The sequence below is a fragment of the Paenibacillus sp. J22P90 genome (assembly GCF_059692195.1).
Window position 1 is genome coordinate 38,612 of sequence record NZ_JCAUAY010000008.1, and the last position, 22,796, is coordinate 61,407.

Consider the following 22,796-nt stretch of genomic DNA (forward strand, 5'->3'; position numbering starts at 1 on the left):
GCGCTCTTCACATTTCATCTGCTACATGAATGAACACGTATTTCGTCCGTTCCGACCACGCGGGTGAGTCCTTATACGCCCAGTACCGATTGCGACTATTAAAAGTATGCGCATTAACTAATGGCATCCCGTTGGCATCTTTGCCTGTGACAAACGTGTTGTGCTGGAAGTGACCGTCACCGTCCCAATCATAGCTGATTGTATCTCCAAGCTGGAGTTCCCTGGGATCTTTGACTTCGGTACCTTTCAAGCTATGCGTATGAGGACGATCAAGATAATGATGTAAGCTGTTGGCGACTGCCCAACTGTAGCTCCAGAGCTCTTGATGCCCTTTTTTGCCAGCATACCACCAGCCCGAATCCCTTTTCCCAGTATAGTCCATTGGAGCCCCGCCTGCAAAGAGGCATTGCGAGACATAATTCGTGCAATCCACTTCGAAATATTCATATTTGGGATTCGGTGTTTGCCACCAGGTTTCCGCATATTGGACAGCTTTGGGGCGATTATAAATGATTTTGCGAGGAGCGGATTCCAGACCACCCGTATTGCGTATACTAGGGTTGATATATGGAAGAGAAGGTGAGCTGCGCTGGGTGATTATAAAGGTTTGATTCTCTGACATATGAAAGCTGCGCCCGCGGCTGGGCCGAGACTTTTCACTTTGTAAAAGCTCCGCGCTTTGAACCTTCCAGCCCGTAGCATGACTCTCAATAATGACACGCTCTGACTCTATGCGCTCCTCCTGATGTTCTATAGTACCAATTTGATAGGTCAAAAATCGATGCAACTGGATATCCGCAATAATGCCATAGGGTAACTCTTTCACACCCTGCAGACGAAGCTTCGTCTCTCCGCGCAGCAGCTTAGCATCGCGTTCTCGGTAACTGTTCAGGAGCCTTCGCACCTTGACATCCTGTTTCCGTACATAAGCGCTGTCCGAGACAAATGCTTCCAAGGGGGCAGATGAGCCCTCAAGCTCAGCCTGATTTTTCGCATGAACGTAATTGTAGAGCGCTGTTTTCCAGGACATCTTGGTATCCCTCCTTAGCTGTAATCAGGGTCTTTTCTAGGTTTGGATAGGACAAGCCCGAATTGCTTTGAATTGATTCAATATATGACATTTTGACGGTAAAAATGATTGAAATTAATCTTTACTCACACGTAGCGAAGCGGTATACTTGAGGAAGAGGGAATTATGAAATCGAGTTTCACTAGATGAAATTCGATGGATCATCTTAACTATGAGGAGGAACTACCAATGTCCAATAAGGACTCTTTTTCTGTGCGTAAGCAGTTAACTGTCGGCACGAAATCGTTCCAGTATTACAGCCTTCCTGACTTTGAAAGCCAAGGTCATGGCACAATCAACAATCTTCCTGTTTCCATCCGCGTTTTACTTGAAGCAGCTATTCGTCAATTCGATGGCCGCGCGATTACAAGCGAGCACGTAAAACAAATCGCTGGCTGGGCTCAAGGCCGCGATGACAACAAAGAAATTCCTTTCATTCCTGCTCGTATCGTTCTTCAGGATTTCACAGGCGTTCCTGTCGTCGTTGACCTTGCGGCAATGCGTGCGACAATGGCTCGTGAAGGCGGAGATCCTAAACGTATCAACCCGCTTGTTCCTGTAGACCTTGTAATCGACCACTCTGTCATGGTTGATGCTTTCGGTTCCCCGGATGCACTCGACATGAACATTAACTTAGAATTCGAAAGAAACGAAGAGCGTTACCGTTTCTTGCGTTGGGCACAAACAGCATTCGATAACTTCCGTGCAGTGCCACCTTCAACAGGTATCGTTCACCAAGTTAACTTGGAGTACTTGGCATCTGTTGCAGCAACAAAAACAATTGACGGCGAAACAGTCGTGTACCCTGATTCCCTCGTAGGTACAGACTCCCATACAACGATGATCAATGGTCTTGGTGTTGTAGGTTGGGGCGTTGGCGGTATCGAAGCAGAAGCTGGTATGCTTGGTCAACCTCTATACTTCGTTGCTCCAGACGTAGTTGGTTTCAAATTGACTGGTCAATTGGCAGAAGGCGCGACAGCGACTGACTTGGCTTTGACAGTTACTCAAATTTTGCGTAAAAAAGGCGTTGTTGGTAAATTCGTTGAGTTCTTCGGTCCTGGTCTAAGCAACATTTCCTTGGCTGACCGCGCAACGGTTGCGAACATGGCTCCTGAGTACGGCGCAACAATCGGTTTCTTCCCTGTTGATAACGAAACATTGAACTACTTGCGTGCTACTGGCCGTGAAGAAGATCAAATCGCGCTTGTAGAAGCTTACTACAAAGCACAAGGCATGTTCCGCACAGACAGCACACCAGATCCTGTGTTCACAGATGTTCTTGAACTTGATCTAAGCACTGTAGTTCCTAGCTTAGCTGGTCCTAAACGTCCTCAAGATCGCGTTGAGCTTACGAACATGAAAGAATCTTTCAACGCTATCATCCGTACACCGATCGAAAAAGGCGGCTACGGCTTGACTGAAGAGAAAGTAGCTGAAGTTGTTGATGTTGTGTATCCAAATGAAACAGTTAAAATGGGTACTGGTGCAGTTGTAATCGCGGCGATTACTTCCTGTACGAACACTTCCAACCCAAGCGTTATGATCGGTGCTGGTCTCGTAGCGAAAAAAGCGGTAGCTCTTGGTTTGAAAAAACCAGCTTTCGTAAAAAGCTCCTTGACGCCAGGTTCCCTAGTTGTTACTGAGTACCTAGTTAAAGCAGGCTTGCTTGAGTCCCTAGAAGCTCTTGGCTTCCACGTTGCAGGTTACGGCTGTGCAACTTGTATCGGTAACTCCGGTCCGCTTCCAGACGAAGTTAGCAAAGCGATTATCGACAACGATATGACGGTTGCTGCTGTTATCTCTGGTAACCGTAACTTCGAAGGCCGCGTTCACGCACAAGTAAAAGCAAACTACCTTGGATCACCTCCATTAGTTGTTGCTTATGCTCTTGCAGGTACAGTTAACATTGATCTTGCAACTGATCCAATCGGTCATGGCGAGAACGGTCAACCTGTCTACTTGAAAGACATCTGGCCTACAAACCAAGAGATCCAAGATGCGCTTAACGTTGCAATGAGCCCAGACATGTTCCGCGACAAATACAGCAATGTATTCCGTGCGAACGAACGTTTCAACCAAATTCAAATTCCAGAAGGCGATCTGTATGAGTTCGACACGAACTCCACATACATCCAAGAGCCTCCGTTCTTCACAGACCTAGGTACAGTTCTTGATGATATCGCAGATATCCGCAGCGCTAAAACACTAGCACTTATGGGCGATTCCGTTACAACGGATCATATCTCCCCTGCTGGTAACATCAAAGTAGACAGCCCTGGAGGCCAATACTTGATCAACCATGGTGTAAAAAGAGAAGACTTCAACTCCTACGGTTCCCGTCGTGGTAACCACGAAGTGATGATGCGCGGTACTTTCGCGAACATTCGTATTCGTAACCAAGTGGCTCCAGGAACGGAAGGCGGCGTTACAACTTACTTGCCAACTGGCGAAGTGGAGTCCATCTATGATGCTTCCATGAAGTATCAAGCTGAAGGCCAAAACCTTGTCGTTATCGCAGGTAAAGAGTACGGAACTGGTTCTTCCCGTGACTGGGCAGCAAAAGGTACTTTCCTTCTAGGCGTAAAAGCAGTTATCGCTGAAAGCTTTGAGCGTATACACCGCAGTAACCTTGTTGGTATGGGCGTTCTTCCACTTCAGTTCGTTAACGGCGAAAGCTGGAAGTCCCTAGGTATTACTGGCCGCGAAACATTCGACATCACTGGCCTAAGCAATGACGTTCAACCAGGTTCCACTGTAAAAGTAACTGCGACTCGCGAAGACGGAACAAGCTTCGAATTCACAGCACTTGTACGTTTGGATAGCTTGGTAGACGTAGACTACTACCGTAACGGTGGTATCCTACAAACAGTTCTTCGCTCGATCCTTGCTGAGAACAAAAACTAATAATAAACAACCAGCAAAACACACAAAAAAAAGCTCGGGATTGCCCTCACGGCGATCTCGGGCTTTTTGCATATTTCTGGGAAATGCCGCGTAAAAATCGGTCTTTTTTCAAAAAAATCGACCCTGCTTAACCCTTACTGCCCCAAGGGATTGACTTACATTTCCAAAAACTGCGGGTTGAGACGACGTATATCGGCACCTATACTGAGGAAAGCGAAAGGGGAGATGAAGATGATGTTGATTAAAAAACTAGTCGTAGTCGCACTCGTAGCTTCCTTTGGTTTAGGAATGAATGCAGGAACGTGGAGCCCGACGGCATCCGCAGCAGGAGCTACGACATTAAAGCAAGGCACACAAAACGGTGATGTTTGGGACGCACAATTCCGACTAAAAACTTTAGGCATGTATGAGCCTTCTATAGATGGAAAGTATGGTCCGATTACAGCCGCGGCAGTTCGTAATTTTCAAACGAATTATGGACTTAGCGTGGATGGAATCGTTGGTGCGCAAACGTGGGAGTACTTACGTAAATTCACAGTGAATCAGGCTGAGCTTGATATGCTGGCTAAAGTTATTTACAGTGAAGCACGCGGTGAGTCCTACGAAGGGCAGGTTGCGGTTGGTGCGGTCGTTATGAACCGATTGCAGTCCAGTGAGTTCGCGAATACCATTCAAGGTATCGTTTTCGAGGTTGGTGCTTTTACGGCAGTTAGTGACGGCCAGTATAATTTGACACCAGACGCTCAAGCGTACAAAGCGGCTTTAGAGGCAGTGCGAGGCTGGGATCCAACAGGTGGCGCCCTCTACTATTTTAACCCGAAAACAGCGACTAGCTCATGGATCTGGACACGTCAACAGACGGTGCAGATTGGGAATCATATTTTTGCTAAGTAATAAAAACGAACACCTCTCACTGAAGCCTTAGGGCTTGTGTGGAGGTGTTTTTTTGTTTACGCGTTAGCATGCTCCTCATACCACGGATTCAAGTGCACCAGCACCTCATCCACATCGTTATGGGCTTCTTTAATTTTTTGCTTAATACTGCGGCTGATGTCATGACCTTCTTGTATCGTCAATGTCCCAGAAACGCCGAGTCTCGCATCAACTAATATGTAATGGCCATGTTCCCTTGCTCGTAGTCGATCGATCCGTTTGACCTCCGGTACTGCCCGGATCAGCTGGGCGTACTGCTCGATATAAGTCGAACTCACACTTCGCTCCATCAAAATATCGAAAGATTCGCTGCCCATTTCGTACGCCAGCTTCAATACAAGAAAAGAGACGATAATCCCCGCAATGGGATCTCCATAGGCTAAGTAGCTAACGTTGTAATGATCTCCGATCAAAGCCAAGCCAATCCCCACCGAAGCCGCTATCGAGGCGTACACGTCCGCCAAATGGTCGTAGGCCGTCGCAATGAGCCCTTTGCTGTTGATCTTCTTTCCTACACGCATCGTGTAGACATAGAGTATTTGCTTCGCTATGAGGGATACAACGGCCGCGCAAAGCGCAATGACATGAGCCTCGCTCGCTGGTTCAAACAGGGCATGAATGGAGTGATAGCCCATATAGATCGCGGCTCCGCCAAGTATGATCGCAACGATAAAAGCGCCAAGCACCTCCGCCTTCCCATGCCCATAAGGGTGCTCCTCATCCGCTGGCTTCGAAGACACGCGCATGGAGCTGTAGGCGGTCGCCGTCGCAATGACGTCTCCTGCGTTATGAATGCCATCAGCAATGAGCACTTGGCTATTGAACATGAGGCCGATAATGATTTTGATTGCGGTCAGCACAATATTACTGGCTAAACTTAACCAGATCGCCAGCATCGAGGCTGTCTTCTTCATGACTTGCCCACTCCCTTTCCCACGTTTAGTATGGCTTATCGGCGGCAAAGCATCCGTTCTAGTGGGGAAATAGGACTGTGGCAAGTGCTTATTTGCGCAAAATAGGCGGTGTATCGCCAGATACGGTGATTGAAAGAAAGTGCTTATTGGCCGCAACGGGCCATAAGCACTCCTGATGTGGGACATGCGCTAGCGCAGCATCGTACCCATGCGCCGCGCCGCCTCCATAATCGTCGGCGCCTGCTCTTGCATCAGCTCCAGCGTAAGCCTGTTCGCTGGGCCGGAGACCGCGAGGGCGGCGACGAGCCGGCCGCCGCGGTCAAGTATCGGCGCGGACACGGCCGCCGCGCCTGGCTCGCGCTCTTCGACGCTCGTGGCGTAGCCCGCGCGCCTTGTTTCGCTGAGCTGCTGCAGATACGCCTGCGTGTCTAACCCTGTCGGCCAATCGGCCGACGTTAGCAGCTGCTCCAGCAGCCCTGGCTCAGCAAAGGCGACGAGCACCTTGCTCGAGGCGCCGACGTAAAGCGGCATTCGCGCCCCGACAGGGGCTACACGGCGAATCGCATGGTTGCTTTGCACGGCTTGGATGCGCACGCGCTCCAGGCCGTCTTGCACGTACAACGAGATCGTCTCGCCGAGGCGATCTCGCAGTCGTTCCATCTCCGGCAGCAGAATGATGCCGGGGTCGCCCTCTTTGGATAAATTGGCGGACAGCTCCCATAAGCGGTAGCCTAGTCTGAATTTATCTGTCGCTTCATCACGCATGATGAAGCCTTTGCCTTCAAGCGATGCTAGAAGGCGATGCACCGTGCTTTTATGAAGCTGCGCACGTGTGGCAATTTCGGTTAACGTCAGTTCCGACGCCCCCGTAAAACAAAGCAAAATATCTAAAGCGCGCTCAACAGCACGCACGGTCAGCTTACCATCTTCCATTTTATGACCACCACTTTCATGAGCCAAACTGTTTCACTATATGAAACCTTGTTATGTCCAGTATAACGAAACAAAATGGAACCGTAAAGGTCAAACACCTCTTTTTCCCATTATTACAGGAGCGTTACAATAGGCTTACAAATGCCGCATCTTCATTGACTTGAAAGCGCATTCATCATACTATTAAAGTAGATCATTACTTATCAGAATATTCAAAATAATGTCTCTCCCTTACCTGCTTATACCTTTAACCCACACATCAGTCATACACATCTTAGGAGGGAGGCTACCACCGATGTCTTCAACTACACTCAATCCTGTAACGGGATCGCTTCAGCCTACTCTAGATCAGGTAACGCAACCTTTTTTACGCAGGAAAAGGCTAATCACCACAACACTTCTAGCCTTATTAATTTTATGCACATCCGTCGTACTTATCTTCCATGCTTACATTGCCTGGACTTTGGCCCGGCCGCACATTGAGCCTTTGCATTCGAACCCCATGAAGGCTGTTCGTCTTCCTTACACCGATGTCTCGTTCCCTAGTCAAAATGGTGAGACTTACTTGGACGGCTGGTTCATCCCAGCTGCTGGAGCGAGCAAGACCGTTATTTTCTCTCATGGCTATGGCGGAAATCGTGAAGAAGAATGGGTCCCATTGTACACCTTGGCACGCGAGCTTCATAAACAGCAGTATAACGTTCTCATGTTTGACTACGGTTATGTGAATCCCAGCAATAATCGCCTCATGACAGGCGGTGTTCAAGAATCCCAAGAGCTGCTCGGGGCTATCGATTATATCAAACAATCTACTGGCGGTTCGATCTTTGTTTGGGGCTTTTCTATGGGGGCAGGCACAGCCTTACAAACTGCTCTCCAGCAAAACGGCGATATTTCAGGGATGATTCTAGACAGCACCTTCCTGCTTAACTCGGACACCCTGTATCAAAATATGAATCAAATCGTGCATATTCCGCGGTATCCTTCTCTGCCGCTTGTCAGCTTATTTCTTCCCTTGCTGAATGGGGTAAGCTTACATGATGTTCCTATTCAAAAGGTAACCACAACGTCCTATGACATGCCGATCTTCATGATCCATGGTACGAATGACAACAAAGCTCCTCATAGCTTGGTCGAAGCGATGTTCAAACAGCAGCACAACACCGCCTCGAAACTATGGATTCTACCTAACGCAAAGCATGAGCTTCTGTACCGTGCTGAGCCTAAAACGTATGTACGCCGCACGTTGGACTTCCTAGGAAGTATCGACCTGACGCCGACATCCGAGCACGTTAATGCTGGTATTCCCTCCTCCCTATAAAATCGACCTCTGATGAGGTCGGTATTTTTTTGCGTTTTTGCAGTTTTGGCACTGTCGGAAAAGACGAAAAAGAGGTAAGCAGCGCTTACCTCTCGTCACAACACAACCCACTTAATCCTCGACCGCATTCCTGTTGCTACGAGCTCCGAGTTAACTGGAAAAACTACATCTAATTTAAGCCTATTTCATCACATTTCGAATCTAGATGGAAAAAGTACAGTTAAATGAGGCGATTCTAGTCTATATTCCTGAATCACACAGAATTAACTGTAGGAAATCCATCTAATCGGCTCAAATGAGCAAAACTAGCTAAATTAGCTGTAGAAAGTCCATCTATGTGCGCGGGCGGCGGGTTGGTGGCTGATATACGCGCGGATTGGTGGCTGATGTACGCGCGGTTTGCTGGTTGCTGGTGGCTGATATACGTTGGGATGACGGTTGTTCGTTCCCTTGTCGACGTCGGCTGTTGGTTATCAGCTGACGGCTGAGGGGCAGCACAACTCAATCCATCTCATAAATCGATCCCGATTTACTCGCGAACAGCTCCGCATAGACCTTCTCCGCATACGCGTCGGTCATGCCCGAAATATAGTCCGCCACGAAGCGCGGCCAGCTCCAATTGCTGCTGCTCCCGCGCCGCTCGTAGCTATCGATCCAATCCGTCGGAATGATCCACTGGCCCTTATCCTTATTGATGAAGCTGTCCCAGAGCCGCTCGACGATGATTTCGCTGCGCTTTTGCAGACGCAAGACGCGGAAATCCTTGATTAGCGTGACCCACGCCAGCTTCTTGAGAATTTCCATCGTCCGCAGCAGGTCCATATCTTCTGCGCCGTCTTTGACGAGGGCGACCTTCTTCCAGCCGCGCTCCGTATCATCGATAATGTCGAGGCGGCTCGCAAATGAGCTGACCCAGCGCGCTTTCATCTCTCTGCGCGTCCGCGACTCCTCACGGTTGCACTCAGCAAATATGAGCTGCCATTGCTCCAAATAATCATGCAGCACGCGTCTCACCATCTGCTCGATATCAACCTGCTCCCAGCCGAATTTGTGCTGATTCGGATCCGTTAATATCTCCATGACCAGGTTTCGAATCAACCGTTGGTCCTCAAAAAAGGCAGCGTTCATTTGGATTTTCCCCGCGCGAATACCATCTTCGATATCGTGCGTAGAGTACGCAATATCATCGCATAGATCCATCAATTGCGCTTCCAATGTGGAGCAGCCTGCTGGCATTTTCCAAATATCACGCAGTTCCTGAATGATGGCCCACTCCGCCCCGTATACACCCTTGAGACGTCCCTCTTCTTCGATGAGAAAAGGATACTTATTGATGCCGAGCAGCACAGCGGCTGTCAGGTCCAAACCGCTCTCGCTGCCTGCACGCTTCTCCAAAAACATAAGAATCCGGAAGTTTTGCGCATTGCCTTCATATTTTAAACCGTGATCCTTCATCAGGATATGGTTGAGCACTTCTTCGCCCTTATGTCCAAAAGGAGGATGACCAAAGTCATGCGCGATTGATGCACACTCGACGACAGTCGGATCAATGATCAGACCTGGATGCTCTTTTTTGCTCAAAAAGGGATTCGTCCGCTCTAACCGCTTCGCCACCTCACGTGCAATCTGCGCAACCTCCAAGGAGTGCGTCAGACGCGTCCGATAATAATCGCCCGTGCCCGCTCCGAACACCTGCGACTTCCCTTGCAGACGCCGAAACGTCGGCGATTGTATCAACCTTGCATAATCCCGCTCAAATTCATCTCGTTCTTCACTCCATTTCGAGGAAGCTGCCTCACCAGGCCGATATTTCCGTATGTTGTTCATTTGCTTGCCTCCTCTAGCCCTCTAGCGCTGTAGGGCGCCGATCTCATCCGTATCCAGCTGCTCGATATCATTCCTCTTGTTGCTATTAGTTTATGCGAGAGCATGTACGATAGTCACCATACATATCTAGCCGATATCGCAAGGATTATGAGAAAACTTCTATCGAAGCAATTCAAGGATGAGCGACCGCGTTTATCGGTAAGTTTTATCGCCAATAAGAAAGCCGTTTTCAGTAACTGAAAACTTATACTTTCTTCTGTGGTTAATTTTTAACAATACTATATTCCTCTATACCCAACAAGCCTAACTTGCTTCTAGGGTAAAAAAAAGGAATGATGCACAAGACCATTGTCTTCATGCACATTCCCTCTTGCTCGTCTTATTTTAATAATGATAGAAATTCCGAACGAAGTGTTGCATCTTTACGGAAAGAACCGCGCACGGCGGATGTGACCGTTTGACTGCCGTATTTTTTCACACCTCTTGCACACATACACATATGTTCGCCTTCAACGACAACCATAACGCCATGCGGTTTAAGCACGTCTGCCAAAATGTCAGCAATCTCAGACGTAATCCGCTCCTGCACCTGCAGCTTGCGTGTCACAACGTCGACTAACCGCGCAAATTTGCTGAGACCAGCTACTTTACCACTTGGTAAGTACCCCACATGGACTTTCCCGAAAAACGGTGCCATATGGTGCTCACATTGACTGTAATACACGATATCTTTAATAATAACCAGCTCTTCATGCTGTTCATCGAAAGTAACCCCAAGAACCTCACGAGGGTCCGCTGCGTACCCGGCAAAAATCTCCTCGTACATGCGCGTTACACGAGCTGGCGTGTCCAATAGACCTTCCCGATCTACATCTTCGCCAATCAAGCGTAAAATCTCACGGACATGACTCTCGATCTGTTCGCGATTCTCCGCGACTAATGTATTTTTATATTCGATGGATGCCATCTTCTCTACCACTCCAACCTATGTCTTATTTCCGCCGCTTTTGGTTCAAGTTTTGGCTAAAGTTTTGGTTCTTCATCATTTGTTGTGCTTTATTCAACTGCTGCTTATTCATGTTGTAACCCATTTGCTTAGCCATTTTAGCTAGCATTTCCGGGTTATTCTGCATGGATTCAAGCTGTCTTTTCAAATAGAATACACCAATAAAGAAACCGCCAACCAAACCAACAATCAATGTGAGAATCGGAATCAAATAACTCCACATAACAATGCCCCCTGCTTGTACTTAGTAGAATAGAATGCTTGTTCTATCATATCATTAGTGTTCCAAGGTTTACAAATTAAAGCACCTGATCGATAAATACCGTCGTTTCTTTAGCCAAATCGATCTCTTTGATCTCAAGCGCTTTATCGGTCGTATCCTGCTTCACAATCCGAATAATCGGCCGCGTTGGAAGCCCTCTGTGCTGGCCCACAACAACACCAGTCTCCCGATTCGTCAGCTTAACCGAGGTGCCCGTCGGATAGATGGATACAATTTTCATAAATTGTATCAGCACATCCCGATCCAGCTTCGTTTCCGCCAGCGCCAGCATATATTCACAGGCCTCATGCGGCAGCTTGCGGCGGCCCGCAGACATATCAAACAGCAAGTTATCGTACATGTTGGCGACGGCTGTTATTTTAGCATAGAGATGAATATCTTCGCCCGTGATCCCTCTCGGAACGCCTTCACCATTCAGCGCCTCATGATGCTGGAATGCAACATGCGCAATGAGTAGATTGAACTCACGCTTACTCTTCAAAAGCTCAAACCCGCGCCACGTATGATGTCGCCGCGGATCCTCCGACTCATCGTCTGTGAGCAGTTCCACTTTGCCGATATCATGCAGAAGCGCGCCCATGGCCAGATCCTTTAATTGGATCGCATTCATTCCCATATTCATCCCGATGAGCACAGACATCATACAGACGTTCATGGCATGGATATACATGGCATTATCCTGCGTCCGGATATCACTCAGCTGCACAAGGAGGTCGCGATTTTTCATAATCTCATCGAGCAGCGTATTGATCGTCATGCTGACGTTGCGCGAATTGAAATCTTTCCCCGACTGAATAGAAGCAAACGTCTGGCCCATCTGCGTCATAACGAGTCGCTTCGTTTCATCTGAAAGAATTTCTGGAATCTCCACATCCTCCAGATTTGGGTCCTTAATATAAATCATCGTCACGCCAATGCGATTCAATGTATTAATCATAAATACAGTTAGCTGCACATTCTCTGAAAGCAAAATAGCCCCGTTGCTGGAATAAATGGTACGACCCAGATATTGACCAGGCTCCACAGAATCCAAATGCACATATTTCATAGGATTCACTCCACATGTTGTAATGTTTAACTTCTACGTTAATAACGTTAGTAACGTTCGTTGCTCTAAATCCAATAAATGCACTTTGGTCGGAAGGCCTCCTCCATAACCTACAAGATCGCCGTTTGCTCCGATGATGCGATGACACGGGATGATGACCGGAATGGGATTCTGATTGTTCGCACCGCCAACAGCTCTTACAGCCTTGGGGGAACCAATTGCTTCAGCAATGTGTTTATATGACGCCGTCTCTCCATAAGGGATCGTTTGCAGGGCTTGCCATACTTGTTTCTGGAATTCAGTCCCTTGGAGATCCAGTTCTCCTTCAAAGCTTTCACGTTCTCTCTTAAAATACTGCGTTAACTGCTCCACAAGGGGTTGTAGTCGCTCAGCCTGCTCGGCAAGCTCATACTCGCCGTACCAACGTCTTGCCCACTGTTCACGCTGCTCGCGGTTCTGTTCAAACGCCCCAAACTCCACCTTGCATAATCCTTTTGGAGATGCGATGAGGACAAGGGGACCGATAGGAGAATCGATTTCGGTATAGGCAAGTAAGACTTTCTCCTGGGGCTGTTTCATCTTATTCCTCCTGCTCGGCCACCTCTTGACTGCTCTGTGCAGCGATGGCCTTCTTGATGTCCTCTTGAACTTGCGGCTCTTGCTCAGCCGCAGCAGCTTGTTCTAGCGTGCGGCCAGCTTCCTCGCCGCCGATCCGCCCTAGAGCCCACGCTGCGGTTGCCCGGATCTCTGGGCGAGGATCGCTCCGCAACAGGTCTGTCAGGACCGGCACCGCGGTGCGGTCCTTGAAATTGCCGAGCGCGATGATCGCGTTGCGCTGGATGGGCTTTTTGCCGCGCCAGGATGCAGCGATGCGACCGTACTGCTCTTTGAAGTCCTTGTTCGACATCGTGAGCAAGGGAATAAGCAGCGGCTTGACCTTCTCAGGGTCAGGCGTAAGCTCGGGATGATGCGTCCAATTCATCCCCTTGTTCTTCGGACAGACGACCTGGCACGTGTCACAGCCGTAGAGTCGGTTGCCGATTTTGCGTTTGAACTCGTCATCCACATACCCCTTGGTCTGTGTGATGAACGAGATGCAGCGGCTTGAATTCAGCTGCCCTGGGCCGACTAGTGCCCCTGTTGGACAAGCATCGATGCAAATCGTGCAGTCTCCGCATTGGTCCATAATACCTATATCGGATGCGAATGGGATGTTTGTGATGATTTCGCCCAAATATACCCACGATCCCCATTCGGGGGTGATGACGGCGCAGTTTTTGCCGCTCCAGCCGATACCGGCACGTTCGGCAACGGCCCTGTCGACCAGGGCACCGGTGTCGACCATGCTCTGCAGCCTCGCCTCCGGCACGCGCTCGGCGATGAACGCTTCCAGCTTCGCGAGCCTGTCGCGAAGCACGTCGTGGTAGTCGCTCCCCCACGAGGAGCGCGAAATCATGCCCCGATAAGCCCCCGGCTCGGATCGGGGCGGGTTCGGCAGCTTCGACGGGTACGCGACCGCGATGGAAATGATCGAGCGCGGCGCGTCGAAGCTCAGCTCGGGGTGTACCCGCTTCTCGATGTCCGGCTCCTCGAAGCCGGATTCGAAGCCCTTCTCCCTGTGGCGGAGAAGGATGTCTTTCAGTTCATAGAACGGCTCCGCAGAGGTGAAGCCGATCTTATCAATACCGAGAGCAGGCGCGGCTTCCACGATCTCTTGTTGCAGCTTACGCCAATCTGTTCTCTCTGTGTTGGAAACCGCCAACCCACTCACCTCACTTTCTACTTATAGCTTGCCAACACTGTCCATTGGCCATAGCACAAATTCTGCCCGTCCTTGGACGAGACTCGATGGTATAACCCCGAACATTCGACTGTCTGCACTTGCCGCTCGATGGCGATTATCGCCCATTACGAAGATTTGTCCCTGTCCGACCACCGTCGGCCCGAAATCCCCATCCTCGATAAACGTATCCGCATATGGCTCCGTGACTTTATCGCCATTCACATAGAGAGCCCCTTCTCGGCTCTGCACTTCATCCCCTGCGATGGCGATGACCCTTTTGACTAGTAAAGGGTGCTGAGGCAGTGCAAGCTTCTCAGGCTCCTTGAGAATGACGATTTCACCGCGCTGCGGCGACTTCAAATAGGTAATCGCTTTATTGACGAACAACCACTCCCCCTCCCCGAGGGTCGGGTCCATCGAGTGACCGCGAACGGTGGATAGGTTGAAGCCAAATTGATGAACCATAATAACAACAAGAAGAGCTACGAGAATGGATTTCGTCCAATCCCACAGCTCCTGCGTGAAGCTTTTCGAATCTTGAACACGCCCTTGCGCAGAAACAGCCTTATTGGTATCTTCGCGACCTACAAAGAAACTCACTTAACCGCCTCCGCTCTTATATTTTTCCCATTGCTCGTAATAGTAGATCACCATGTCATCTTGAAAAGGCGGCTTATCCCCATTCACTAACGCCAGCAGCGCTGCAAGCCCTTCCTTCACCTTCGTCTCCACAAGGTCCGAGTAATGGTAGCCCAGCTTATGCCGCTCGTATTCATCTTGATCCACAATATGTACAGTCCGATCCGGCAGCCGAATGACATCCAGATCATAGTCGATATAGGTTAATACCTGCTGATTGACATACATAGGAGAGGCTACATTACAGTAATAGCGCACCCCAGTCTCCTCCATGAGTGCCACGATGTTAAACCACATTTTCGGAATAAAAAAAGAAACCCCTGGAATGCGGCTAACCCACTCCTTGCCATCCGCTTCTTGAATTTTAGTCTGACTATTAATAAACACCAGCATGCCCTGTTTCTGATGCTCTTCGTGGAGCATACTCGGAGGAACCCGCCAATTGGTCAGCCACATGCGATGTAGATGCCCGTCGTGTTTGAAGCTTTTTATCACATACGGCGTGAAATTGTCCATGTTCAAAGCTCCTCTATAAATTGCTGCCTTCCAACTAACTCCACCCAAAGGCCCATCACAAATTTCCTATATTTAAAGAAAAGCATATCTGACCCCCAATTGCAATGGTGGCACAGATATGCTTCCTATTAGCCAAACCTATTTATTTCTCAATTGTGCCAGGCCAGAGACTACACGCTTACTTTCTTTACAATACTTAACCGATGAGCAGCTCTGGAAAAGTCACTTGTGCTGTAACCAGCGGACTCATATACAGGCAGCACCATTTCATTATGAACATCTACCGTTACCATAATTTTCTTCACGTTCCGCCCGAGAAACCGCTGCTTCATTGCCTCGATCAAAGCTTTGCCAATACCCTTGCGTTGATATGCTGTTGCGACTGCGATCCTATAGAAGTAGCCATTGTTATTATCAATCGTGCCGATAATCATGCCTACGACTTGCTCTTCTTCTTGAGCGATTAAAACAAGCTCCGTGTCCCAAGAAAGCTGACGTGCGAAAGCTTCAATCGTCTCCTCATAGCAGGTTTCCGACAGAACGTCTTCTAGAAGTTCCTTAACCGAAGAGGTATCACCTAGCTGAAATGAACGAACATGCATACGGTTCTCTCCCAATTCCTATTAATTTGTAGAGATTAATTTTCTGGTAAATTAGTAAATACGACAAAAAAACGCGAAATCCTGCTGAAATTGTGGCGAAATTCACAAAAAACTTTGTTTTTTTCGTTTTTCCTCTTGAAAGCGCTTAAATGCAAGCGTTTTCATTATAGATTACTTATTATTCTTAGTTCGTTAGACCTCCCCTTCTACGCGATCTGCATTAGCCTTCAAGACGCATAAAATGCCACGGGTCAAGGAACAATGAAAGAACAGTAAAGTGAAATTGAGAATTTATGGGATGGTTAAACATGGAACTGATCCGCCGTTTATTTAAAGCCGCAAATCGCATGCTCGAAGAGAGTTCTGAGCATCCGCAGGAGTTTCCATCGCCCGAAATCGTCGAAATGACAGCAAGCCTAACGGAGAATATAGATCAACTTAAAACGATTTTCAGCGACACGCCTGATTTGATCGTACGCACATTTATTTATAAAAAATTAGGTGTCCCGGCAGCATTGTCTTATCTCGATGGGCTTGTAGATAAAAACTCCATTAACAATAATGTCCTGCATGAGCTCATGTTTCACACAACCAACGATGACAAGGACGAGCTGCCAGTCGCATTAGGAGAGCTCTACAACCTCATTTCTTGGGGAGCGATTGAGACAGCCATCTTGGAAGGCTACAGCGTTCTTTTCATCGATGGACAAGCCCATGCTTTTTCCCTAGAAACACAAGGCTGGCCACAGCGAGCAATTTCGGATTCACAGATTGAAGCCTCACTGAAGGGCGCTCATCAAGGCTTTGTCGAAACAGGTAGTCAAAATATTGCCTTAATTCGACGCTACATCGCCAGCCGTGAGCTCAAGATTAAAGAAATCTATGTCGGGAACAGGGCCAAGAGCAAAGTCTCCATTTTATATTTAGAAGATGTTGCGCTTCCAGAAATACGCTTGGAATTAGAGCGTCGTATCTCAAGCTTGCAAATCGACTGTATTCTGAATACTGGGGAGCTCGCGGAGTTTATTGAAGATAATCAATTCTCCCTATTCCCTCAAATGATTACGACGGAACGACCTGATACCGCCGCATCCCAACTGCTTCAAGGGAGATATTGCGTCGTTGTGGACCGTTCCTCCAGTGTATTAATTGCTCCAGTAGGCTTAGCCGCCTTTTTCCAAGGTATTGATGATTACAGCACGCGCTGGCCGGTTGCTACGTTCTTTCGATTGCTTCGTTTCTTCGCTTGTATCATCGCAGCGTTTCTTCCGGCTTTTTACATTGCCTGCGTATCCTATAACCATGAACTCATTCCCTTGGATTTGATATTGTCGATCGGCGAGTTTCGATCCGCTGTCCCCTTTCCTCCTTTTATAGAGGCGCTCATTATGGAGATTATGCTCGAAATGCTAAGGGAGGCGGGGGTTCGTCTACCAGCGCCAGTTGGACAAACCGTGGGGATTGTTGGAGGGATTGTTATTGGACAAGCTGCGGTTCAAGCCGGGATCGTTAGCAATCTTATGGTCGTTGTCGTCGCCTCCACGGCGGTTGCCTCCTTCATCCTCCCCAATTATGACATGGCGGCTTCCGTGCGGTTAATCCGTTTTCCCATGATGACGATCGCTTCCATGTACGGCATCATCGGGATGGTGGCAGGCGCTATGGTCATCTTAGCTCATCTCATCAGCTTAAAATCACTCGGAGAACCGTATAGTGCTCCTATTGCACCGCTTCGAATGGCCGATTGGAAAGACGTCTTCATCCGCCTGCCGCTCAAGAAGATGGTACACCGACCCAAAAGCGTTCGCTCCCTTCAAAAGCGTCGATATGGCGAAACAAAACAGAAAGGAGATAATTCATCATGATGCCAGGTAAAGCTGAACAGATTACGCTGCTCCAATATATAATGATCATTCATAGCGCTCAGATGGGCGTTGGTCTGCTCCCTTTACCTGGCGAACTTGCTAAAGGCTGCGGTACGGATGGGTGGATTGCTGTAATTATCGGATGGCTTGCCTCTATGGCAAGCAGCCTAATCATCATCCAGATCATGAAAAGACACCCCGATGGCACGATCATCGACTTGCTGAGCCACTACTTTGGAAAGTGGGTTGGGAAGGTCGGCTCGGTGGTGTTTGCCGGCTACTTCCTAATTTTCATCTTTTTAGTCTATCATCGCATGGCACTTATCTTACAGAATTGGATTATGCAGCAAACTAGCATTCCTATCCTCATGCTGCTGTTTCTTCTACCCGCTTATATAATCACTAAAGGAGGATTTCGCATCATTGGCCGATATGCCGAGATTCTCTTATTCCTTTCTGCGGGATTGATTCTAACTTCTGTTTATTTATTTAAAAATGCGCACTGGATTCATCTGCTTCCCATCTTGAAACAGGGTTGGGTCCCGATTTTTCAAACGGTAAGATCCACAATCTTAGCCTATATTGGGTTTGAGATTGCGTTTTTTCTATACCCGTACTTAGAGAAAAAAAATAAGGCATCCATAGGCATCATTATTGCTAATTCACTATCGTTCTTCATTTATTTGTTGGTAACGATACTTGCTTATGTCAATTTCAGCCCGGACGAAATCACACATTTTAACAATACGCTCGTATCGTTATTCAAAATCATTGAGTTTCGCTTTCTGGAACGATTTGATATTTTGAGTCTATCCTTCTACTTACTTATTATCATGAGATCCTGGATTCCCTTGCTATATTCGGCTGTTATTTGTTCACAGAAGCTTGGGGTTAAAGGACAGCCTCCACTGCATATCCTACTTATCCTGACCGCTATGGTTGGCGTGACATGGCTTTGGAAGCCAAGCTGGAATAATAGTATGCAATTAAGAGACTTTGTTCAAAATTGCGGAATCGGAATTGCTTTTGTCTTGCCACCGCTGTTATGGGCTATTGTAGCCGGCATGCGCCGAGTCTCACGGAGAATTTCACCATGAAGCCGAAGCGTATAAGTCTTGTTTTTTTCCTGCTATTCTCGTTCCTGATTGCCATGTCTAGTTGCAAAGACCGGCTGCCGTTAGAAAATATCACACTTGTTCTTATGGTGGGTCTTGATTTAGATAAAGATAATAACCTGGTCATTTATGCATCAAGTCCCGTTTTTAACAAGGAAGCCAAAGAGAAAAATGAAGTGGTGGAAGTCAAATCCATCACTTTAAAAGATGCACGGAATGAATTAGAGGGTCGTGTATCAGCCCTGATCAGTTCAGGGAAAGTCCAAAATGTGCTCATCAGCAGACGCATCCTAGCCCATGATGACTGGTATAAGCTACTGGATACCTTCTATCGTGATCCCAGGACGTCTGAAACAGCTCGAATCATCGCCGTCGAAGGCTCTGTGGAAGAAATAATTCGATTTGCACCAAAAGATAAACGGAGATTGGCCATGCATATTGCAAAGCTGGTGGATACCGCTCATATGCGGAGCTTGGTGCAAATTACAACACTTTTTGACCTCCATCGGCAAATGTACGAGAAAGGGATTACGCCTTACTTAACCAACATGCGCAAAGAGGATGGTGATGTTAATGCCACAGGCACGCTGCTGCTGAATAAAACAGGGAAGTATGCGTACACCATCAACCACTCTGAGAATCAACTACTACAAATGCTGCAAAATGAGAAGCACGGATCGCTCACTTTAACTGTCGTGATTCCAGAGGAGAAAGGCGACTCCATTTTTGATACAGGAGCGATCAGCTTCTTCGCCTTACGAGTGAAAAGGGACATTAAAGTCACGTTTGAGCAAAATAAATTTCATTTTGACATCCAGCTCTCAATCCCGATTCATTTGACTGAAAAATATTTCAATATTGATGTGAGGTATGAAGCGCCTCGACTTGAAGACGAAATCAATCGGCAGCTGGAAGCGAAATTGAACGCTCTGGTTGCCACTATGCAGAAGCATGAAATTGATCCCATCGGTCTAGGTCTCTATGCGCGAGGCTATCAGTTCAAGGCTTGGGAGAAGGTACAAAATGATTGGGGACACGCTTTCTCGGAAGCCGAAGTGACGATTCGCGTGAAGACGAAAATAAAGAATATGGGCGAAGTCAAATAAAGTATGTATGAGATACATGAAAAAACATCATCTTATAGGAGGATATTTCGATCAGAAAGAGGTGAAACCTATGTCAGATCAAGAACTAGACCATGAACTTACGGCGCATGAGTATCCCCGGGAAATTCCTGATTTTCAGTTTCTGAGCACCAAAAAGCCCGAAGAATGGACTGAAATTGAATTGCTCCAGCTCCATCGGACGATGAGCGACCTATCTCCCTATCTTCATGAACAGGATACCGCCATGCACAACCAAATCACACGAGAAATGGAGCGTCGCGGCATCTGATTGGACTCAGACTTAGTAAACACAAATGTTGCTTTATTAGCTGTGTTCCTTCATAATGAGAGTGAAACTACATAATTTTTGGGAGGTATTTATTCAATGGCACATCAACTACCAGCTCTTCCGTACGCAAACGACGCTCTTGAGCCACACATCGATGCAAAAACAATGGAAATCCACCACGATCGTCACCATAACGCTTATGTAACAAACTTGAACGCAGCTTTGGACAAACATCCAGCTCTTCATGACAAATCCCTTAACGACCTGATCGCTGACCTTAACAGCCTTCCTGAAGATATCCGCACAGCGGTTCGCAACAATGGTGGCGGTCACGCTAACCACTCCCTATTCTGGGAAACAATCGGACCAGAAGCTGGCGGCGCACCTACAGGCGCACTAGCAGCTGCAATCGATAGCGAGCTTGGCGGTTTTGATAAATTCAAAGCAGATTTCGCTGCTGCAGCAACTACACGTTTTGGCTCTGGCTGGGCTTTCCTAGCTGTTGACAAAGCTGGTAAATTGAAAGTGTACAGCTTGCCTAACCAAGACAGCCCGATCATGGAAGGCGAAACGCCGGTTCTTGGTCTTGATGTTTGGGAGCACGCGTACTACCTGAACTACCAAAACAAACGCCCTGACTACATCGCAGCTTTCTGGAACGTTGTTAACTGGAACGAAGTTGGCAAACGTTACGACGCAGCGAAGTAATAAGGATTTGAGTGGAGCGACCCCTAAGGGGTCGCTTTTTTCGTTTACAACGTTAATTCAATTTAATCAACCGAATCGAGGCATTAATTACACTGACCCCATCATCCGTATCTGGAATAATGTCAGCGGTGACCCCGATATTGATGAGTGTCACAATGCCGCCCGCTGGTATCGTAATAATAGCTGAACCAGTCATTAACCGATCCATACTTAAACCTTCACCTACATGAATACCGTATCTGGATTGAGGTTGAATCATGCCATTTACATAAATGGCATAGGCGCTTGCAAGGGAAGTATCAATCCCATAGGTCCGCGTCAGAACTTCATAAATGACATCATAATCACCTGCCGTCGTAACAACGAGGTCTGTAGAGTTGAGTACATGTGTCATACCGACTAGGACACCATTATTATTAAAAATAATTTTATCTCCAGGGTCTATCTTACGCGGTGTATTATTGTAAATTTGGCCATACGCTGGCGAAAATGTTCCCGTTGCCCCTGTTACACCTGTCGCTCCTGTTGCTCCTGTGACTCCGGCAACTCCGGTCGCTCCTGTTACACCCGTTGCTCCGGCAACTCCGGTCGCTCCTGTTACACCCGTTGCTCCGGCAACTCCGGTCGCTCCTGTTACACCCGTTGCTCCGGCGACTCCGTTCGCTCCCGTTACACCCGTTGCTCCGGCAACTCCGTTCGCTCCTGTTACACCCGTTGCTCCTGTTACACCTGTTGCTCCGGCAACTCCGTTCGCTCCTGTTACACCTGTTGCTCCGGCAACTCCGGCCGGTCCTGTAGCACCAGTATGCCCGTCCCTTCCGCGCGCTCCAGTTGGCCCTGGATCACCTTTAGATCCCTGAGACCCTGTAGCACCTGTGACACCTTTAGCCCCTGTGGCTCCTGTAGCTCCCTGTGGGCCTGTCGCGCCCTGTGGACCTTGAGGACCTTGAGGTCCTGTTGCACCATTATCAATATTTACTTTTACTACACATTTCGAATCTGGTTTGCAGCGTCTTTTCCGCGTCACTTTCTTCTCTGGACACGAGCTAATTCGAGCTGTTTTACTACTTTTCAAATTATCACTTAGCCTGTACTTCAAACGAAGAACACCTCCTGTAAAGTATGGTGCATTATATGCCTGAAGTCTTAGGTCTGTTTGGACAATCTACCGTCTCCATATGTCTATCCTTCGACAATACTTTCCAAATTCTGCATAAAAACACTTATAACGCTCCTCATTCAGGTACGAATTCTGCTTTACGCCGAATCGTATGCGTTGTACTTGGGAGCATGCGTACTACCTGATCTAACGTAAAAAAGCGACCCTCTCGGGTCGCTTTCTACATTTATTTACGCATTTTAATAAGATAGCCCTTTAGGATTGGGTCCATATTTATTCTCATTGTCTTGGCTATCTTGGCAGGTGAACACGAGCAGAATGATAGAACCAATTAAGGGAATAAATCCGATTAACAACCACCACCCGGATCTTCCTGTATCATGCAATCTGCGAACGTAAACAGCCAAAGAAGGTAATATAATACCTATTATATAAAGAGCACTTAAGATGCTATTCAATCCGATAATGGCATCAATCATAGCAATCCCAATAGAAATGATAGAATTAAACAAGTAATACATCCAATATTCTTTTCGTCTTGCTCTTCCTGAGAACCCCACATAATTTGATAACACCTTAAAATACCAATCCATTTGCAACGACTCCTTATAGTGTGATCAATGAACAAACCATATTCTCGAATATTGTATAGGAATAACATCTCGGAAAACTGTCGAATTTTGCTGTCGAAAATTCGATTTTCACAAAGAATTCACAAATTATTTGCGAATTTCTGTCACTTAAAACTTAAAAAATCCGTTCTTTCCCAGTACTCTTTACGCCGATACAACGAAGTTGTACGATAATGGTAA

At 47.6% G+C, this 22,796-nt stretch carries 23 protein-coding genes; 9 read left to right on the top strand and 14 right to left on the bottom strand.

Annotation, left to right across the window (positions count from 1 at the left end):
- Positions 1-7 precede the first annotated feature (7 nt).
- Positions 8-1,030, bottom strand: coding sequence for an amidase domain-containing protein (locus tag AC58UX_RS23840; protein WP_497257347.1), 1,023 nt, complete (start codon positions 1,028-1,030; stop codon positions 8-10).
- Positions 1,031-1,258: 228 nt separating this feature from the next.
- On the opposite strand from AC58UX_RS23840, the gene acnA reads away from it, so the two are divergent.
- A complete protein-coding gene (gene acnA / locus AC58UX_RS23845) occupies positions 1,259-3,976 on the top strand; it encodes an aconitate hydratase AcnA (protein ID WP_497257349.1) in 2,718 nt (905 codons plus the stop codon).
- Between the two features lie 231 nt (positions 3,977-4,207).
- Entirely contained in the window at positions 4,208-4,870 is a 663-nt protein-coding gene (sleB, locus tag AC58UX_RS23850; protein ID WP_497257351.1) for a spore cortex-lytic enzyme, read from the top strand.
- 56 nt (positions 4,871-4,926) lie between these two features.
- On the opposite strand, the gene AC58UX_RS23855 is transcribed toward sleB, so the two are convergent.
- Both AC58UX_RS23855 and AC58UX_RS23860 read right to left on the bottom strand, forming a co-directional pair.
- Complete coding sequence (locus AC58UX_RS23855) at positions 4,927-5,823, bottom strand: cation diffusion facilitator family transporter (RefSeq protein ID WP_497257353.1); 897 nt, start codon at positions 5,821-5,823, stop codon at positions 4,927-4,929.
- A gap of 189 nt (positions 5,824-6,012) precedes the next feature.
- Entirely contained in the window at positions 6,013-6,756 is a 744-nt protein-coding gene (locus AC58UX_RS23860) for an IclR family transcriptional regulator (protein ID WP_497257355.1), read from the bottom strand.
- 295 nt (positions 6,757-7,051) lie between these two features.
- On the opposite strand from AC58UX_RS23860, the gene AC58UX_RS23865 reads away from it, so the two are divergent.
- On the top strand, positions 7,052-8,077 hold the full coding sequence (locus tag AC58UX_RS23865; RefSeq protein ID WP_497257357.1) for an alpha/beta hydrolase: 1,026 nt from the start codon (positions 7,052-7,054) through the stop codon (positions 8,075-8,077).
- A gap of 356 nt (positions 8,078-8,433) precedes the next feature.
- Positions 8,434-8,565, top strand: a complete 132-nt coding sequence (locus AC58UX_RS23870; protein ID WP_497257359.1) for a hypothetical protein — start codon at positions 8,434-8,436, stop codon at positions 8,563-8,565.
- A 13-nt stretch (positions 8,566-8,578) separates the two neighbouring features.
- Here AC58UX_RS23870 and AC58UX_RS23875 read toward each other — a convergent pair whose 3' ends face one another.
- From AC58UX_RS23875 to AC58UX_RS23915, 9 genes are all read right to left on the bottom strand, one after another.
- Positions 8,579-9,904 carry a deoxyguanosinetriphosphate triphosphohydrolase family protein gene (locus AC58UX_RS23875; protein WP_497257361.1) on the bottom strand — a complete coding sequence of 442 codons (1,326 nt, stop codon included), beginning with the start codon at positions 9,902-9,904 and terminating at the stop codon, positions 8,579-8,581.
- 379 nt (positions 9,905-10,283) lie between these two features.
- Positions 10,284-10,871, bottom strand: coding sequence for a GTP cyclohydrolase I FolE (gene folE, locus AC58UX_RS23880; protein WP_497257363.1), 588 nt, complete (start codon positions 10,869-10,871; stop codon positions 10,284-10,286).
- Positions 10,872-10,896: 25 nt separating this feature from the next.
- The gene (locus tag AC58UX_RS23885; protein ID WP_497257365.1) at positions 10,897-11,133 is read right to left on the bottom strand and encodes a YneF family protein; all 237 of its coding nucleotides are present in this window, start codon (positions 11,131-11,133) and stop codon (positions 10,897-10,899) included.
- 76 nt (positions 11,134-11,209) lie between these two features.
- The gene (locus AC58UX_RS23890) at positions 11,210-12,241 is read right to left on the bottom strand and encodes an HD-GYP domain-containing protein (protein WP_497257367.1); all 1,032 of its coding nucleotides are present in this window, start codon (positions 12,239-12,241) and stop codon (positions 11,210-11,212) included.
- Between the two features lie 33 nt (positions 12,242-12,274).
- Positions 12,275-12,820: a methylated-DNA--[protein]-cysteine S-methyltransferase gene (locus AC58UX_RS23895; RefSeq protein WP_497257369.1), complete on the bottom strand. Its 546-nt coding sequence runs from the start codon at positions 12,818-12,820 to the stop codon at positions 12,275-12,277.
- Between the two features lies 1 nt (position 12,821).
- Complete coding sequence (gene queG, locus AC58UX_RS23900; RefSeq protein WP_497257371.1) at positions 12,822-14,003, bottom strand: tRNA epoxyqueuosine(34) reductase QueG; 1,182 nt, start codon at positions 14,001-14,003, stop codon at positions 12,822-12,824.
- 21 nt (positions 14,004-14,024) lie between these two features.
- Positions 14,025-14,624, bottom strand: a complete 600-nt coding sequence (lepB, locus tag AC58UX_RS23905) for a signal peptidase I (protein ID WP_497257373.1) — start codon at positions 14,622-14,624, stop codon at positions 14,025-14,027.
- Positions 14,625-15,179, bottom strand: coding sequence for a DUF402 domain-containing protein (locus AC58UX_RS23910; protein WP_497257375.1), 555 nt, complete (start codon positions 15,177-15,179; stop codon positions 14,625-14,627).
- A gap of 170 nt (positions 15,180-15,349) precedes the next feature.
- On the bottom strand, positions 15,350-15,781 hold the full coding sequence (locus AC58UX_RS23915) for a GNAT family N-acetyltransferase (protein WP_497257377.1): 432 nt from the start codon (positions 15,779-15,781) through the stop codon (positions 15,350-15,352).
- Between the two features lie 308 nt (positions 15,782-16,089).
- On the opposite strand from AC58UX_RS23915, the gene AC58UX_RS23920 reads away from it, so the two are divergent.
- The 5 genes from AC58UX_RS23920 to AC58UX_RS23940 all read left to right on the top strand — a co-directional run bounded on the left by AC58UX_RS23920 (position 16,090) and on the right by AC58UX_RS23940 (position 20,864).
- Entirely contained in the window at positions 16,090-17,646 is a 1,557-nt protein-coding gene (locus AC58UX_RS23920; protein WP_497257379.1) for a spore germination protein, read from the top strand.
- Positions 17,643-18,743, top strand: a complete 1,101-nt coding sequence (locus AC58UX_RS23925) for a GerAB/ArcD/ProY family transporter (RefSeq protein ID WP_497257381.1) — start codon at positions 17,643-17,645, stop codon at positions 18,741-18,743. Before AC58UX_RS23920 ends, AC58UX_RS23925 begins: the two co-directional genes overlap by 4 nt.
- Positions 18,740-19,867: a Ger(x)C family spore germination protein gene (locus tag AC58UX_RS23930; protein WP_497257383.1), complete on the top strand. Its 1,128-nt coding sequence runs from the start codon at positions 18,740-18,742 to the stop codon at positions 19,865-19,867. The genes AC58UX_RS23925 and AC58UX_RS23930 overlap by 4 nt, the downstream gene beginning before the upstream one ends.
- A 70-nt stretch (positions 19,868-19,937) precedes the next feature.
- Entirely contained in the window at positions 19,938-20,156 is a 219-nt protein-coding gene (yfhS, locus tag AC58UX_RS23935; RefSeq protein WP_497257385.1) for a mother cell protein YfhS, read from the top strand.
- A 96-nt stretch (positions 20,157-20,252) separates the two neighbouring features.
- Positions 20,253-20,864 carry a superoxide dismutase gene (locus AC58UX_RS23940; protein WP_236288187.1) on the top strand — a complete coding sequence of 204 codons (612 nt, stop codon included), beginning with the start codon at positions 20,253-20,255 and terminating at the stop codon, positions 20,862-20,864.
- Between the two features lie 52 nt (positions 20,865-20,916).
- Here the strand turns inward: AC58UX_RS23940 and AC58UX_RS23945 are convergent, their stop codons facing one another.
- Positions 20,917-21,963, bottom strand: a complete 1,047-nt coding sequence (locus tag AC58UX_RS23945; RefSeq protein ID WP_497257387.1) for a hypothetical protein — start codon at positions 21,961-21,963, stop codon at positions 20,917-20,919.
- A gap of 260 nt (positions 21,964-22,223) precedes the next feature.
- Positions 22,224-22,577: a DUF805 domain-containing protein gene (locus AC58UX_RS23950; RefSeq protein ID WP_497257389.1), complete on the bottom strand. Its 354-nt coding sequence runs from the start codon at positions 22,575-22,577 to the stop codon at positions 22,224-22,226.
- Between the last annotated feature and the right edge of the window lie 219 nt (positions 22,578-22,796).